This window comes from Streptomyces palmae (assembly GCF_004684805.1).
Classification (GTDB): Bacteria; Actinomycetota; Actinomycetes; order Streptomycetales; family Streptomycetaceae; genus Streptomyces; species Streptomyces palmae.
On sequence record NZ_SRID01000002.1, the window covers coordinates 1 to 15,381 of the forward strand.

The 15,381-nt window shown below is 72.0% G+C and carries 17 protein-coding genes; 1 reads left to right on the forward strand and 16 read right to left on the reverse strand.

Annotation, left to right across the window (positions count from 1 at the left end):
* Positions 1-83 precede the first annotated feature (83 nt).
* The 9 genes from E4099_RS34760 to E4099_RS00410 form a co-directional block, all read right to left on the reverse strand.
* Complete coding sequence (locus E4099_RS34760; RefSeq protein ID WP_135336833.1) at positions 84-647, reverse strand: hypothetical protein; 564 nt, start codon at positions 645-647, stop codon at positions 84-86.
* Between the two features lie 75 nt (positions 648-722).
* Complete coding sequence (locus E4099_RS00375) at positions 723-2,453, reverse strand: phytoene desaturase family protein (RefSeq protein WP_280923462.1); 1,731 nt, start codon at positions 2,451-2,453, stop codon at positions 723-725.
* Positions 2,450-3,001 carry a hypothetical protein gene (locus E4099_RS00380; RefSeq protein ID WP_135336834.1) on the reverse strand — a complete coding sequence of 184 codons (552 nt, stop codon included), beginning with the start codon at positions 2,999-3,001 and terminating at the stop codon, positions 2,450-2,452. Before E4099_RS00380 ends, E4099_RS00375 begins: the two co-directional genes overlap by 4 nt.
* Before the next feature lie 5 nt (positions 3,002-3,006).
* Positions 3,007-5,280: an MMPL family transporter gene (locus E4099_RS00385; RefSeq protein WP_135336835.1), complete on the reverse strand. Its 2,274-nt coding sequence runs from the start codon at positions 5,278-5,280 to the stop codon at positions 3,007-3,009.
* Between the two features lie 98 nt (positions 5,281-5,378).
* On the reverse strand, positions 5,379-5,882 hold the full coding sequence (locus E4099_RS00390; protein WP_135336836.1) for a 3-hydroxyacyl-ACP dehydratase FabZ family protein: 504 nt from the start codon (positions 5,880-5,882) through the stop codon (positions 5,379-5,381).
* Entirely contained in the window at positions 5,879-6,295 is a 417-nt protein-coding gene (locus E4099_RS00395; protein WP_135336837.1) for an ApeI family dehydratase, read from the reverse strand. The genes E4099_RS00390 and E4099_RS00395 overlap by 4 nt, the downstream gene beginning before the upstream one ends.
* Positions 6,292-6,543: an acyl carrier protein gene (locus E4099_RS00400; protein WP_135336838.1), complete on the reverse strand. Its 252-nt coding sequence runs from the start codon at positions 6,541-6,543 to the stop codon at positions 6,292-6,294. The genes E4099_RS00395 and E4099_RS00400 overlap by 4 nt, the downstream gene beginning before the upstream one ends.
* 83 nt (positions 6,544-6,626) lie before the next feature.
* Positions 6,627-7,724: a beta-ketoacyl synthase N-terminal-like domain-containing protein gene (locus E4099_RS00405; RefSeq protein ID WP_135336839.1), complete on the reverse strand. Its 1,098-nt coding sequence runs from the start codon at positions 7,722-7,724 to the stop codon at positions 6,627-6,629.
* On the reverse strand, positions 7,721-9,001 hold the full coding sequence (locus E4099_RS00410) for a beta-ketoacyl-[acyl-carrier-protein] synthase family protein (RefSeq protein ID WP_135336840.1): 1,281 nt from the start codon (positions 8,999-9,001) through the stop codon (positions 7,721-7,723). Before E4099_RS00410 ends, E4099_RS00405 begins: the two co-directional genes overlap by 4 nt.
* A 214-nt stretch (positions 9,002-9,215) precedes the next feature.
* On the opposite strand from E4099_RS00410, the gene E4099_RS00415 reads away from it, so the two are divergent.
* On the forward strand, positions 9,216-10,661 hold the full coding sequence (locus tag E4099_RS00415) for an aminotransferase class I/II-fold pyridoxal phosphate-dependent enzyme (RefSeq protein WP_167828243.1): 1,446 nt from the start codon (positions 9,216-9,218) through the stop codon (positions 10,659-10,661).
* 149 nt (positions 10,662-10,810) lie between these two features.
* Here E4099_RS00415 and E4099_RS34765 read toward each other — a convergent pair whose 3' ends face one another.
* The 7 genes from E4099_RS34765 to E4099_RS00450 form a co-directional block, all read right to left on the reverse strand.
* A complete protein-coding gene (locus E4099_RS34765) occupies positions 10,811-11,782 on the reverse strand; it encodes a beta-ketoacyl synthase N-terminal-like domain-containing protein (RefSeq protein ID WP_135336842.1) in 972 nt (323 codons plus the stop codon).
* Positions 11,783-11,784: 2 nt separating this feature from the next.
* Positions 11,785-12,990 (reverse strand): beta-ketoacyl-[acyl-carrier-protein] synthase family protein, encoded by a 1,206-nt coding sequence (locus E4099_RS00425; protein ID WP_135336843.1) that lies wholly within the window; start codon positions 12,988-12,990, stop codon positions 11,785-11,787.
* Between the two features lie 112 nt (positions 12,991-13,102).
* Positions 13,103-13,486, reverse strand: coding sequence for a hypothetical protein (locus E4099_RS00430; RefSeq protein WP_135336844.1), 384 nt, complete (start codon positions 13,484-13,486; stop codon positions 13,103-13,105).
* 3 nt (positions 13,487-13,489) lie between these two features.
* Complete coding sequence (locus E4099_RS00435) at positions 13,490-13,903, reverse strand: DsrE family protein (RefSeq protein ID WP_135336845.1); 414 nt, start codon at positions 13,901-13,903, stop codon at positions 13,490-13,492.
* Positions 13,903-14,232: a hypothetical protein gene (locus tag E4099_RS00440; RefSeq protein ID WP_135336846.1), complete on the reverse strand. Its 330-nt coding sequence runs from the start codon at positions 14,230-14,232 to the stop codon at positions 13,903-13,905. The genes E4099_RS00435 and E4099_RS00440 overlap by 1 nt, the downstream gene beginning before the upstream one ends.
* 8 nt (positions 14,233-14,240) lie before the next feature.
* Positions 14,241-14,492, reverse strand: a complete 252-nt coding sequence (locus tag E4099_RS00445) for an acyl carrier protein (RefSeq protein WP_135336847.1) — start codon at positions 14,490-14,492, stop codon at positions 14,241-14,243.
* Between the two features lie 162 nt (positions 14,493-14,654).
* Complete coding sequence (locus tag E4099_RS00450; protein WP_135336848.1) at positions 14,655-15,380, reverse strand: 2-hydroxychromene-2-carboxylate isomerase; 726 nt, start codon at positions 15,378-15,380, stop codon at positions 14,655-14,657.
* Position 15,381: the final 1 nt, after the last annotated feature.

A 15,381-nucleotide genomic window follows, 5' to 3' on the forward strand; every position in this document is an offset into this window, starting at 1 on the left:
GCGGCAGGGTGCGGGGCGGGTCGGGCACGACCGCGGACGGCCCGGGTGCGGGACGGTCGCGCCGGGTGGCCGGCGCGGGCGGGTCAGCCGCGGCCCTCCCTGCCCTCGTCCGAGGCGTTCGACATGGTGAGCGAATCGATGTAGACGGCCAGCAGATTGGCGAACCACTCGCCCTCGGCCAGGGGGTCGGCGCCGATGACGTCCAGGGGGTGGGGCGAGCCGAGGTCCCGGTCCGTCTCGCCGCGGTCCCGATCGACGGTGCCGAGGTCCCGTGCGGCGTCCAGGTCCCGACTCATGGCGCCCAGCTCCCGGCCCACGGTCCCGAGGTCCCGGCCAGGGGCGCCGAGCTCCCGCCCCGCGGTGCCGAACTCCCGCACCGGGGTCCCGAGGTCCCGCCCCGCGGTGCCGAACTCCCGGACGCCGGCGCCCCGCTCCCGACCGGGGGTGCCGGCGTCCCGGGTGGTGGGGCCGAGGTCCCGGTCGAGGGCGTCGAGGTCCCGACCGGTGGCGCCGAGGTCCTGGCCGGTGGCGCCGGGGTCACTGCCCGTCCGGTCACCGGATCGGGCGCGCTCGTGCCAGTGCTGGCAAACGGCGCAAGGCTCGGGGCCCAGGTCGGTGCCCGGGTCGGTGCGCAGGTCGGTGCTCATGGTGTCGCCGCCTTTCCGCGAGTGCCGCCGGGGCCCGGCCCGCCCGGGCCCCGGTCGGCTGGTGCGTGTCTCCGGTCAGTCCATACGGGCCAGCCCGCGGGCCGACCGCCGGTCCTTGCCGCGGGAGACCACCACCGGGTCCCAGTCCGCGCCGCGCTCCGGGAGCAGGCTCGGGTCACCGACCACCGCGCCGTTGTGCACCTCGTTCATCAGCGGGCGCTCCAGGATGGACGCCGCGGCGGCCAGGCCACCGACCATGACGCCGGTGATGCCGCTGCCGTAGCGGGTGGACTGGCCCACCATGTGCAGCCCGGAGATGCTGGTGCCGGTGCCCGGCTTGGTGCCGGCGCGGCCCCAGCGGGCCAGACCGAAGGGGGTACCGCCGGTGGAGAGGGTATAGCGCTCCTGGGTCAGCGGCGTGGCCAGTTCGCAATGGACCAGATTGTCCCGGAAGGGGCCCAGGACCCGCTCGGCGGCGGTCAGCATCGCCTCGGTGAAGCGCTCCTTCTCCGCCTTGTAGGCGTCCAGGCGGCGGTAGCGGGTGCCGTCGGCCGGCCCGGTCTCCACACCCCAGGGGGCGTAGCTGGGCGGGCACAGGGTCATCAGCTGGAAGTTGCTGTGGCCGGGCGGGCAGGTGTGCCGGTTGGTGCGGTCCTTGAGCGAGCCGAAGGAGATGAAGAGGAACTTCACGTCCTCGGGCTGCTTCCCCGCGGCCAGGTCGCGGTAGTAGGCGTCGATGTCGTCGGTGTCGTACCACCAGACGTTCGCCTCGTTGCGGTCCGCCTCCAGCTCGCGGTCCAGGGCCACGTAGAGGGTGACGAACGGCAGGCCCATCTCGGCCTGCTCGGTGTTGCGGATGATGCTCTTGCCCAGGTGGTCCGGGCCGACCAGGTCCAGCACGGTGCGCCGGTAGTCGGCGTTGGAGACGACCAGCGGGGCGTCGTACTCGGTGCCGTCCGCCAGCACCACGCCGCGTACCTGCTTGTCCTCCACCTTGATGCGCTGGACCAGGCTGCGGGTGCGCAGCATGCCGCCGTTGGCCTCCAGCACCTCGACCAGGGTCGCGGCGAGCATCTGGCCGCCGCCGGCCGGGAAGTAGGCGCCGCGGATGTAGTGGTCGGTGACGATGGCGTGGATGGAGACGGTGGCCTGGTCCGGGCCGACGCCGTAGTTGGGCGACTGGGCGGCCAGTACGGTACGGGCCCGCGGCGACAGCTCGCAGTGGTCGAACAGCTCGGTGAGCGAGCGGCGGCCCCAGGCCTGGGTGGTGGGCGTGCCGGCGACGATCTCCGGGACCGAGATGTCGGCCGGGGCGAGCAGGGTGTTGCGCTGCTCCTCGCCCATCGTCTCGATGACGTCGCAGAAGGCGTCCAGGCCCGCGGAGTCCTCGGGCAGCGCCTTCTTCAGCCGGGCCCGGTACTCCGGCCAGCTGGCCGGCACGTCCACGGCCACCTCGGGCAGCACGACCTTGTCGAAGCAGTCCGGGTCCAGCTCCAGGAACTCGACGCGGTCGCGGGCGCCGAGGCCGCCGAGGATGGCGGGCACGATGCCGTCCGGGCCGCAGTCGCCGACGTAGTGCACACCCACGTCGAACTCGTACTTGCGGCGGCGCCGGAAGACATGGCTGTTGCCGCCGGCGATGTCGTGCTGCTCCAGCAGCAGGACCCGCCGGCCGGCCGCCGCGAGGTAGGCGGCGCAGGTCAGGCCGCCGAGTCCGGCGCCTACGACGATGGCGTCCCACGTCTGGGGGACGCTGTTGCTCTGGTCCATCTCACCCGTCTCGCTTGGGTCGGTGATCGTGGTCATACCGCGCCGCTCCCCGGGCCGCGTTCCGCGGCCGGGCGCTGGTGGCGCTGTACGGCGGCCCGCAGCCATTCCTTGCGGGTCATACCGCTGCCCAGCCGGATGAAGATCCAGCTGATCCTGGTCAGGGCGGCGCCCGCCCCGCTGGTCGCCTGACCGCGGGTCAGGGTGTGCAGGGCGCCGCCGGTGTGGCAGAAATTGAAGACGAGCCGGAGGTGTCCGGGCTTGTCGAAGGCCTTGAAGGCGTCCAGCACCGAGTCCTCGGCCGAGACATAGGGGACCGGCGACATGGCCGGGAGCTTGAGTACGGTCCCGAGCACCAGCTCGTCCTCGGTGCGGACCAGCTCGCGGAAGCCCAGCTGGGCGGCCATCTCGTCGAAGACGAGGGTGTCCAGCTTGTCCTTGCCGATCCGCATCAGCTTGCGGGTGAGCGGCACCTCGCGCCAGGTCACCTCGGCGGCGGCGGCGATCACCCGCTCCGGCTCGCCGGCCGCGGCCATGCGGTGCCGCTCGCTCAGGTGCGTGCTGGGCAGGATCTCCTCGATCAGCATCCGGATCACCTCGTCGATACGGGGGTCGGGTGGCGGTCGGGCTCGTCCGCCGGCTCGGAGCTCTCCTTGACGCCGTAGGCGGCGTAGAAGCGGGCCATCGGACCGGGCGCCCACCAGGCGGCGCGCCCCATCAGCCGCAGGATCGCGGGCACCAGCAGCATCCGGACGATGGTGGCGTCCAGCAGGATGATGATGAACAGGCCGACCGCCAGGAACTTCAGGTCCTTCACGCCCACCAGCACGAAGGAGCCGATGGTGACGGCCAGCAGCACCGCGGCGCTGGTGATGATCCCGCCGGTGCGCTGCACCCCGGCGACCACCGAGTGCGGGGCGTCCTGGGTGCGGTCCCACTCCTCGCGGATGCGGGAGAGCAGGAAGACCGAGTAGTCCATGGACAGGCCGAAGGCGAAGGCGAGCATCATCACCGGTTCCATCGCGGTGATGAAGCCGGTGGTGGTGAAGTCCAGCACCCCGGACAGATGGCCGCTCTGGAAGATCCAGATGATCGGGCCGAAGGCGGCGGCGATGGAGACGATGTTGAGCACCACGGACATCAGCGGCACCAGCAGCGAGCCGAAGGCCAGGAACATGAAGAGCACCGTGACCACGATGATGATGCCGGCCATCAGCGGCAGATGGTCGCGCAGCGAGCCCAGCTGGTCCCTGAGGTCCGCGGCCAGGCCGCCGACCAGCACCTCGGTGCCCTCGGGGCGGTCCAGGGCGCGGATGTCGCCGACCACCCGGCGGGCCTCCTCGGAGGTCCACTCGCCGTGGTGGGTGGCGGTGAGCACCACGGAGGTGGTCGGTTTCCCGTCCACCGTGCGGTCCTTGGCCGCGGTCAGCAGGACCGAGTCGCGGTCGACGCCCGGCACGCCCTTGATCCGCTCGGCGAACTCCCGGGCCCGGGTGACGGTCTCCTGGCCGGTGCCGGGTTCGCCGGAGACCAGGACGTAGATCGACTTGCGGGCGTCGATGGTGAACTCGTCGGTGAGCCGCTCGGCGACCACCCGGCTGGCCGCGTCCTTGGGCAGCGACCGCTCGTCGCTGGTGCCGAAGTGGACGCCCAGCAGCGGGGTGGCCAGCAGCACCAGTCCGACCACGGTGGCCGCGGTGACGGCGAAGGGGTGCCGCATCACCTTGCCGGCCACCGTGCCCCAGCCGCCCTGGGCCGCGGTGCCCTGGGCCGCCCGGGCGGCGCGCCGCCGGTCGCCGGGCAGCGGCACCCGCAGCGCGTCCACCTTGCGGCCCAGTACGGCGAGGAAGGCGGGGAGCACGGTGAGCGAGGCGAGCATCGCCAGCACCACGGCGACCAGGCCGCCGTAGGCCATCGAGCGGACGTACGCCTGGGGGAAGACCAGCAGGCCGGTGAGGGCCAGGGTGACGGTGACGCCGGAGACCAGCACGGTGCGGCCGGCGGTCTGCATGGTGCGGGCGATGGCACGCGGCACCTCGTGGCCCTGGGCCAGCTCCTCGCGGAACCGGCTGACCATGAACAGTCCGTAGTCCACGGCCAGTCCCAGGGCCATGAACATCAGCACGTTGAGGGCGAACACCGAGATGCTGGTGAACTCGTTGAGCACCCGCAGCAGCACCAGGCCGCCGATCAGCGCCAGGATCGCGATCACGATCGGCACGGTGGCGGCGACCACGCTGCGGAAGACGAACAGCAGCAGCACGAAGAGCGCCGGGATGGTGATGAACTCGATGGTGGCGGCGCCGTCGCTGATGCCGCTGTTGAGGTCGTCGAACATCGGGCGGATGCCGCCGAGTTCGGTGTGCGCCGCGGCGCTGTCCACCACCAGCGGGTTGCCGCCCTTCGCGTCCTTCAGGGCGGTGTAGGACCGCATCCGCTGGTCGTCGTCCTCGCCCTTGAGCTGGACCACGGCGTAGGTGGCGTGCCGGTCCTCGGAGACCAGGGCGCCCCGGGCGGGGCCGGCCAGGTTCCGGTCGTAGTAGGAGTCGATGTGCTCCACCCGGGGGTCGCGGCGCGCCGCCTCCAGCGCGGAGACCACCTCGGTGCGGAACGCGGCCTGGTCCACGGTGCCGCGCGGATTGGTGTAGAGCACCAGGACGTCGGCGTCCTGCCGCCCCACCTCGTTCTTGATCCGGTCCATGGCCCGGTAGGACTCGCTGGCGCGGTCCTCCAGACCGCCCTGGCTCAGCACCCCATCCTCGGTGACCCCGGTTCCCCACACGCCGCCCACGGCGACCAGTACCACCGCCGCGATCAGTACCGCGCGGCGCGCGGTGACGACGACTCTCCCCAGCCAACCGAACACGCGCTCTCCCCCGTCCTCATCCTCTGAGCACCCGGGACCGATGGCCGGTCCCGGGTGTCCGTCAGTGGGCCGGATGCGCTCCGGCCGCTGTCAGCCGTTCAGTGCTGTCCTTCCGGTACACGGCCACTGCCCAGCACCTGGGCGGGGCGCCGCACCACGAGCCCGTGTCCGACGGTGAGGACCCGGTCCTCGCCGACGAAGCTCTCCCCCGTGAGGACCATGGACTCGTTGTGTTCCTGTTCGATACGGATGTGGTGCACCATCGTCTCGCCGGGCAGCACGGGGCGGCCGAAGCGGACGTTGTTGTAGGTGCCGAGCATCGGCACACCCGCCTCCAGCACCCCGGTGCTGAAGCTGCGCCAGGTCGTCATCACCAGGACCGCGCAGGCCTGGTTGAACGACTCCAGCAGCGCCGCGTGCGGGTAGGCGTGGTGCTCCGGGGCGGCCTCGCGCACCCCCGGACGCTGGTACCAGCGCTCCTCGATGCTCACGGTCTTGGCGACCACCGCGCGCTCCCCGGGCACCACCTCCAGCACCTTGTCCACCAGCAGCATGGTGTCGCGGTGCGGGATCAGCTCGGCCGGATCCGATGAGAAGGTCATGCCGACTCCCCCCACTCGTAGGCCAGTCGGACGCGGGCGCTGGGCCCGCGCTCGGTGCTCAGGACCGTACGGCAGCGCCACCCGTCCTCGGTGCGCTCCCACTTCAGCTCGACCGTGACCGCCTCGCCCGGGAAGACCGGGTCCTGGAAGCGGGCCGCCTCCACGGCGGCCAGCCGGGCCCGCCCGGCCGCCGGAGCGGGCGGCAGGGCGGCCATCGCGGTGCGGTGCGCCAGCTCGATCAGGCAGACTCCGGGAAGGATCGCGAAGCCCCGGTAGTGCCCGTCGAAGGCCGGCTCGTCCGCCCCGACGACCACCCGAGCGGTGGCCTGCGGAGGCTGCCCGTCCGCCTGGTCCCCGGCGGACAGGATCTCGACCTCGCCGAAGACCGTCCGGGCGGTCTCGTCGCTGATCACGCCTGGCTCAGCCGGTTCTGCAGCAGGGTGTGGGCGTCCTGGAAGGTGGTGATGGTGCGGAACTCCTCCTCGGTCAGCTTGACGCCGTACTTCTGCTCCAGCTGCACCATGACCTCCAGGGACATCAGCGAGTCCACGCCCAGGTCCTCGACGAAGTTGGCGGTGTCGGTGATCTTGGCCTGCGGGATGTCCAGGGCGTCGGCCATGACGCTCCGCAGCTCTTCCCGGTCGATGGTGGCGGCAGACATGTGATGTCCCAATCTGGTGGTGGTCGGGTGGAGATGGGCCGGAGTTCCGGCCGGTGCGGCCAGGCCGCCGGCGGGTCGGCGGGTCAGGCCGTCGCGCCGTCGAGCAGACGCAGCAGGGCGCAGCCCAGTGCGCCGTCCCGGTCCACCGCGGTGACCAGCGCCAGCCGTCCCGCCAGGGCGGGGCGGTGCTGGGCCGACACGAGGACCGAGACGATCTGGAAGGCGGCGGCGGCCGCCGAGGTGTCACCGATCAGTTCGGTGCAGGAGACGCGTTCGGGGGCGGCGCCGGCCAGGACCTCGTCCAGCGCGGCCAGCTCCTGTTCGCCCAGCACGCCGGCGGCCTCCCCGGGGGCCACCAGGGCCAGGTCCCCGGGGGCGGCCTCGGCGGTGGCCAGCGCGCGGCGCACGCAGTCGGCCAGTGCCGGGCGGATGCCCTCGGCGTCCGCGTACACGCCCATCTGCACGGTCAGCACCTCGGCGAGGCCGGGGCGCTCGGGGCCGCCCGCGCCGGCCGGCTCGATCAGCATCATGGCGCAGCCCTCGCCGAGCACCGCCGCCTCCTCGCCGGTGTCCCGGGAGTGGTGGCCGAGCCAGGCACGGGCGTGGCTGTACTCCTCGGCGGCACCGCACAGCACCGAGCCGGCGCGGCCGGTCAGCTGGAGGCGGCGCGCGTAGTTGAGGGCCAGCAGGCCCGCGGTGCGGCCGCCGCCGATGGTGGCGTTGGGGCCCTTGAGCTGGTAGCGGATGGCGCAGGCGCCGGCCGCGCAGTTCATCACGGTGTTGGGGAAGCGCGCCGGGTCCACGAAGAACGGCTTGTCCTCGGTGAGCGAGCTGCGGGTGAAGTCCATCATGCTCTGCGCGCTGCCGGTGGTGGTGCCCAGGACGACCGAGCGGCGCGGGTCCGGGGCGTCGTCGGCGGCCGGGGCGTCCAGGCCGGGCGCGGTGGCCAGCAGTTCGCCGACGGTGGCGGCGGCCAGCGCGGTGACCCGGTCCATGGAGCGGGTGCCCTTCTTGCCCAGCACGGCGCGGGGGTCGAAGTCCGGCACGGTGAAGGCGGCCTTGTCCGGCCCGGCCGGCTCGCCGGCGGCTGCCGGCCGGCCGGCCAGCAGCCCGTCCTGGAAGACCTGGCGGCCGATGCCGAACGGGGATACCGCGGCCCACGCGGAGATGACGGTGTTCACGACTGGTAGCTCCCGAAGATCACCACGGCGTTGTTGCCGCCGAAGGCCAGGCCGTTGTTCTGCACGATGCGCAGGTCCGCCTCGACCGCCTCGTTGGGTACGCAGTCCACCGCGCACTCCGGGTCGGTCTGGACGTGGTTGATGGTCGGCGGGATGAAGCCTTCCTTGATGGCCAGGGCGCAGCCGATGGCGGCGAGCGCGCTGGCCGCGCCCATGGCGTGCCCCAGCATCGACTTCATCGAGATGGTGCGCGGCACGGCGTCGCCGAAGACCGAGCGGATGGCCCCGACCTCGGTGGTGTCGTTGGCCTTGGTGCCGGTGCCGTGCGCGGAGATGAAGTCCACCTCCTCGGGCTTGACGCCGGCGTCGTCCAGGGCCAGCCGCATGCAGTCGGCCACGCTCTCGCCGAACGGGGCGACCTGGTGGTAGGCGTCGCAGTTGAGGCCGTAGCCGAGCACCTCGGCGTAGATCCGGGCGCCGCGCGCCAGGGCCGACTCCAGGCTCTCCAAGACCAGGATGCCGGCGCCCTCGCCGGTGAGGATGCCCTTCCGGTCGGCGTCGAAGGGCTGGCACTTCTCGGGTGCGATGGTGCCCAGCCGGTAGAAGCCGGTGAAGGTCTTGCGGCAGACGGCGTCCGCGCCGCCGCACAGCGCGATGTCGGCCTCGCCGATGCGGATGGCGTCCAGGCCGTAGCCGATGGCGTAGTTGCCGGCCGCGCAGGCGGTGGGCACGGTGACGGCCTCGGCCCGGGTGAGTTCGAACTCACGGGCCACCGCGGTCGACAGGTGCCCCACGGGAACCCTGCGGGCGGTGATGGCGTCCATGTGCTCGGGGCCCTCGGCGACCTCGGTCTCCACCAGCCGGTCGAGGTCGTGCGACTCGCCGTCGGTGGTGCCGACCGAGATCAGGCAGCGGCCGGCGTCCAGCGCCTCCGCGGTCAGTCCGGCGTCGGCGACCGCCATCCGGGCGGCGGCCACCGAGAACTGGGTGGCCCGGCCCAGGCGTTGCGGGTCCAGGGTGCGAATATGGCGTTCCGGCTGGAACCCGACGACCTCGGCTCCATTTGCATACTCAAAGCCGGTGGTGTCATAGAGTGAAATCGGCCGGACTCCGCTGCGACCGGACCGCAGTCCATCGCGGAATTCCTCGACACCGATCCCAATGCTGGACACGGCACCGAGTCCGGTCAGTACGACCCTTCTCCCTCGGCCGCGACCTTGAGGTTCCAGCACCTCAGACCCCCCATTGGCTGTGCGTTCCGCTATTGCGCCAGACATTAGGGTCCGGCGATCGCCCCGGCCAAGCCCGGGACAACGAACTGCCAGCGGTCACTTTAATCTGTGACGAAGGGTCCCCTTTTCTCTACGCAGCGTCATGGCGACCGCCGGCCTTCAGGCACCAACTTGCCAATCTGTGACGACACTTCGAAGTACGTCCAGAGTGGGCCGATACGGTCACCGGCAACGATTGCCACGAGAAGGTTGGGGGACCATGACAATCGATGCAGCCGGAGCGCCGACCATGTCACTGCGCGCGGAAGGCGTGTCCGAGGCGGTCAACGGGGGCGCCGCGGATCCGCTGACCAGCAATGACACCAGCCCTCTTTCCCATATAGCGGAGAGTGCGGCGGCCGACGAGCGGGACAACGACCGCCTCGCCAAACTGCTGCGACTGCTGGAGCAGCTCGGCGACGACCAGGCGGACGAGCTGCTGCGCTATGGCTCCTCCCTGAAATGGCAGTTCAGCCAGTTCGCCGAGGGACTGCGCCGCTTCGGTGTCACCAACGTGCCGTTCACCGAGGGCATGTCGGGTGTTCCCGAGGTCACGATGGACGGCCGCAGCCTTGTCAACTTCGCGCCGGTCAACTTCCTCAACCTGCACAGCAGGCCGGATGTCATGGACCATTTCGTGAACGCGGCCCGCACCTTCGGCCTGGCCACCGGCGGCGCCCGGATCAGCCAGGGCGTGACCCGTCCGCACCTGGACATGGAGGCCGAACTCTGCCGCATCCTGGGCAAGGAGCGGGCGATCAGCTACGCCACCGGCACGCTGGCCAACATCGGTTTCGTCCACGCCATGACGAACCGGCAGGCCTGGTCGGAGGATATGCAGATCGACCACACCGACGTGGTCTTCGTCTACGACCGGGACAACCACTGGAGCCTGTGGAAGGCCGCCGAGAAGCTCGAATACGGCAGGCAGCTCTTCTCCTTCAAGCACAACGACGTCGCGCACCTGGAATCGATCCTCAAGCGCCTCCAGCGCAAGCGGGTCGTGGTGGTGTTCGAGAGCGTCTACTCGGTGGACGGCTCGGTCGCCCCGATGCACGAAATCGTCGATCTGTGCGAACGCTACGGCGCACTCACCTATGTGGATGACGCCAACGGATTCCTGGTGTACGGCGCCGAGCACCGGCCCTTCGCCAAGGAGTACGCGGGCATGCTCCGCGCGGACTTCATCATGGTGTCGCTGAAGAAGTCGGTGGGCCTGGAGGGCGGCATGATCGCCGGCCCGAACGACGCCATCTGGGCCATGGAGGCACTGGGCATGGCCTCGGTCTTCAGCGCCCAGGTGCAGCCGCCGACGGCGGCCACCGCGGCCTACACCATGAAGCTGCTGACCCAGCACGAGCCGGAGATCGTCGACAACTACCTGGCGAAGGTCGCCGATTTCCGCCAACTGCTCACCGACGAGGGCTTCCAGCTCAATCCGACGCCCTCCATCATGACCTCGATCGATGTCGGCCCGGAGTCCAAGGGCATGGCCATCAGGGACGCGTTCCTGGAGCGCGGATACCGCATTCCGGTGTATCTCTTCCCGGCCGCCCGCCGCAACCACGCCACGATGCGGCTCATCCTCAACGCCACCCACACCGACGAGCACATCCTGGGCTTCCTGGGGCTGATGAAGGAGTTCCGCGACAAGTTCGACATCTGATAATGGCTCTTCCGTAATCCCCGGTGGGCTCACCGGGGATTACGCAATGCGCCATGCCGGTCGGCCGGGCACCGGCCGGTGGGATGCAAAGCACGGCTGCGGGGCCCCTGGATGCCAGGGGCCCCGCAGCCGTATGAGCGATGGCAAACTCAGCGCGCGGTGGGCCGAATACGGGCCAGCGTCACCTGGCCGCTGCCGCCCGCCGCGACCACCAGGCACTCCTCGCCGTCCCGCAGCGCCCGCGCCACCTCGGTCATCGGTCCCAGGCAGCCCGGTCCGGCGTGCGTCCGGTCCAACCGGCCGCCCTGCGCGCCGAGCGCGGCGGCCAGCGCGTCGGCCACCGGGGAGGCGTCGGCCACCAGCCGTACCGGCAGCCCGGCGGCGCCCTGGTCCGGCAGCCCGAGCGCGGCCAGCGCCCCGGCCAGCAGCCGCTCGGTGTGCCCGGCCGCCCGCGCCGGATCCGCCGCCGCGGTGGGCGACAGGAAGAAACCGCGGGCCGCCACCCGGCCGTACTCCGTCGCGCCCCGCTCCCGGACCCGCTCGGCCGGCTCCAGGACCAGCACCACCGCGCCGTCCTCGGAGCTCGCCGCCTCCGGCTCCACCGGGTCCAGCGGCTCCTCGGTGACCCCGAGCACCAGCCAGGACGCCCGGCCCAGGGCGACCGCGCGCAGCCCCGTCTCGATCGACTCCAGACCGGCCACCCGGGGGGTGTGCAGCGCCAGGCTGAAGCCCTTGAGCCCGTGCTCGATGGCCAGCTTGCTGAGGAAGAGGTTGACCGAGAAGTACGGGGCGGTGGTGGGCCGCAGCCCGCCCAGCCCCTTCTCCAGCACCGCCCGGTCGATGACGCCGTGCAGGTCGGAGGCGCAGTTGTTGGACCCCAGCGCCACCCCGCAGTCCAGCCCGCGCTGCTCCGGCACCTCGGCCAGGGCCGCGTCCGCCAGCGCCCGCTTGCCGGCGCCCAGCAGATAGCGGGAGGAGCGCGGCACGTACTTGTAGCCGGACGGGCCCAGCTCGGTGCGGTAGTCGAACCACTCCCGCTCCGCGTCCGCGGGCGGCAGCACCTCGCCGATCCCGGAGACGACGAGCTCGGTGGCGTCGGTGTGCCCCGTCGTGGTCGCCATGGTCAGTCCCGCCCTTCCGCCTGCTCGACGCCCTCGAAGAGCAGCGAGATGTTGTGCCCGCCGAAGGCGAAGGCGTTGATCATCACCAGCCGCCCCCGCGGGGTGGTCGGCTCGGTCGGCAGCCACACCTCGCACTCCGGGTCCAGGTCGTCCACCGGCAGGTTCGGCGGCAGCTGCCCGTGTTCCAGCGCCAGCACCGCGGCCACCGCGGACAGCGCTCCGGAGGCACCGCCGGTGTGCCCGAGCAGCGCCTTGAGGCTGTACAGCGGCACCTTGGCGGCGTCCGGGCCGAACACCTGGCGCAGCGCGGCGCACTCGGTGACATCGCTGAGCTGGGTGCCGGTGGCGTGCGGCAGCACGGCCGAGACCTGGTCGGCGGTGCGTCCGGCGGCCTCCAGGGCCAGCCGCATGGCGCGGGCGATCTGCACGCCGCTGGGGTCCGGGGCGGTGGGGTGGTGGGCGTCGCAGGTCCAGCCGGAGCCCACCAGGCGGGCCAGCGGGCGGGCGCCCCGGGCCCGGGCGGACTCCTCCGACTCCAGGACCATCGCCGCGGCGCCCTCGGCCTGCCCGGTACCGCGCCGCAGCCGGTGGAAGGGGCGGCAGCCGTCCGGGTCCACGGCGCCCAGCCGCTGGAAGCTGCCCATGGTGACCCGGGAGTACATCTCCACCCCGCCGGCGATCACCACGTCCGCGTCCCCGGCCCGGATCAGGTCCGCGCCCATGGCCAGCGCGTAGGCGCCGCCCGCGCAGGCGTTGGAGAGGCTGCCGGCCGCCGCCTGCGCCCCGTACTCCTCGGCGAGCACCGCGGCGGTGGCGTAGCCGGGCACCCAGCCCTCGGTCGGGGTGGCGGTGCCGGCCCGCCACTCCTCCACCTGCTGGGCGTCGGAGACCCCGCTGGCGAAGAACACCGCGGTCCGTCCGGCCGGCGCGCCCGGCACCAGCCCGGCCTGGGCGGCGGCCTCCGCCGCGGCCTGCCGGGCGGCCCGGGTGGCCCGGCCCAGCGGCAGGCCCAGCGCCCGTCGCGGCTGATCCGGCACGACCCCGTCCGGCACCATCTGGCATAAGGTCAGCGGTGTCAGCTCCGGCCCGAGCTCCTCGGCCGGAGTGGGCGCCGTTCTGCGGCGCTCGCGCATGGCGTCCCAGAACGCCGCCGTACCGCCACCGAAGGACGACAGCGCCCCCGTCCCGGTGACCACGATCCCGGTCATCAAGCTTTCCCCCTCTTATCGCGCCCGTACCCCCGCCGCACCGGACGGGGCCGGGCTGGTCAAGCGCGTAAGCCGCGGGCCGGCCCCCTCGCCGGTCCGCGGTGTGCGCCCCTCACAGGAACCACACGTGCTGGTAGGTGTCCCAGCTCAGCGCCAGCCGCGTGCTGTCCACGCAGCGCACCCCCGGCAGCAGCCGGTCCTCGTCCAGGCCGAGGGCGGTCAGGCCGTGCCGGTCCACGTAGACCGCCACGCCCTCCTCGACCAGGGTGGCCACCGAAGCGCGCGGGTCAGGCGCGGTGATCTCCGGCAGGCCGGCCAGCTTCAGCCGGGGTGGTGCGGACTCGGCGGTCACCGCGGCGGTCACCGCGGTGCCGCGCAGCACCAGGTCGATGGTGCCGAGCTGGCCGCGGAAGGCCAGCACGCCGTAGAGCGCGTCGAAGAACTGGGCCTCCAGCGTGCCCCGGTAGCCGCGGTCGATCACGGCCAGGTACGTCATCGCTCAGGCTCCCCCGATGTACACGGTCCGGTCGGCCGCGGCGACCGTGGCGGCCAGCCGGGCGTCGGACCTGAGCCGGACCTCGGGGATGTGCCGGCCCGCGCCGCGCTCGGCGCTGCACGCGGTGCAAACGATCCAGGCCAGCCGCTTCTCGGAGGCGTCGATCATGCCGCGGATGACGGCGGCGGCCGAGGGCGCGACCACCCGCGGGTCGAGCAGGTGGGCCGGCTTGCGGTCGCCCAGCGACTCCTGGGTGAGCATGGTGTTGTAGCCGCAGGCCCAGATCCGTACCGTCCGCCCCTGGTCGAGGACGGCCTGGGCGAGCCGCAGCGCGGTGGTGAGCGCGTCGTTCACATGCGGCGGGGCGGTCAGGACGATCAGCAGGTCCCAGTGCCTGCGGGCGACGGTGGCCGCCATCAGTGCCACACCACCCGGGTGCCGGCCGCGGTCAGTTCGGCCGCCACCCGGTCCATGTCCACCACGCTCGCCGCGTCGGCGAGGACCCGCCGCGGGATGGCGCGCTGGGCGAGGGTGAATCCGTCCACCCACAGCTCGCCGCCGGCCGCGGTGAAGGCCGCGACCGGCTCACTGGCGCCGCGCACGGCGGCGGCGACGGCGTCCGCCACCAGGAACAGGCGCACCCGCCCGCCCGCCGCCGCCAGCGCCAGCGCGTCGCCGACGAACCGCTCCGAGGCATGGCCGACCTGCGATTCCACCAGCAGGTACGACATGGTCGGCGCGGTCATCGGCCGGGTCACACGCTCGCGAGCTTCCGCTGCAGCAGCTCGTGGACATCGCGCAGCCGCTGCACGTCGGTGATCTCGTGCGACTCGATCTTGATCTCGTAGGTGCGCTCCAGGATCACCGCCATCTCCAGCGCCAGCAGCGAGTCCGCGCCCAGGTCCTCGATGAAGTGGGCGTCCTCGGTCACCTCGTCCGAGGCGATGTCCAGAACGTCGGCGATCAGCTCGCGCAGCTCACCGATCTCGATGCTCTTCTCGGCCATAGCCCTGTTTCTCCTTGCTTGTATCGATGTACGGCGGTACCGCGCTCTCAGGGGGCGCTGGGCGTCCCCCCGGACGGAGTCTGGGGGAGGAACTGCGCGACAAGCCACAAACAGACCCGCAGCCGAACGACCACGAACCCCTGCGGCCCTCAAGCGGAGCGCCTACGCACAGCCGCCCGCGATGCCGCCGTCGCCACCCGGGGTGACCAGTTCCGGCAGCTCGATGAACTCGCCCAGCCAGGACTGGTCGATGTCGCCCTCCACCGGGTCCTCGCCGCGGACCGCCGCCACATAGGGCTTGAGCCGGTCCACCCCGAAGAACTTGTTGAAGCCATGCACGAAGAACGGCACGCCGAACAGGCCGTCCTTGTACGAGCGGGTCAGCGCCGCGGCGCCGCGGGCGCGGATCTCGTCGTCGTCCGAGGCGTTGGCCACGGCGTCCGCGTCCAGGCCCAGCTGCTCGGCCACCGCGGCGATGGTCGCCCGCTCGGTGATGTCCTTGCCCTCGATCCACCGGGCCCGGTAGACCGCGTCGATGTACTCGCGGCCCTTGCCGGCGTCCTGGGCCACCAGGTAGCCCAGGTGGGAGATCTCCCAGTTGGGGTCGCGGTCCACCGGGACGGTCATCTCGAAGCCGCGCAGCTTCGACAGGCGGCGCAGGTCCTGGAGGATGTAGAAGTTCTTCGCCCGCGACATCGGGACGATGGGCAGCTCCACCCCGTCCGCGTCGAGCAGCTTCTGGGTCACCGCGTCCGGCTCCCAGAACGGGATCCACTCGATGGCGTCGGCGACGTCCGGGTAGCGCTCGGTCAGGTCCCGGTAGGCGAAGTAGGCGTAGGGGCTGCGCAGCGAGAAGTACCAGCGCGGCTGCTTCTTGGGCTTGGCCATG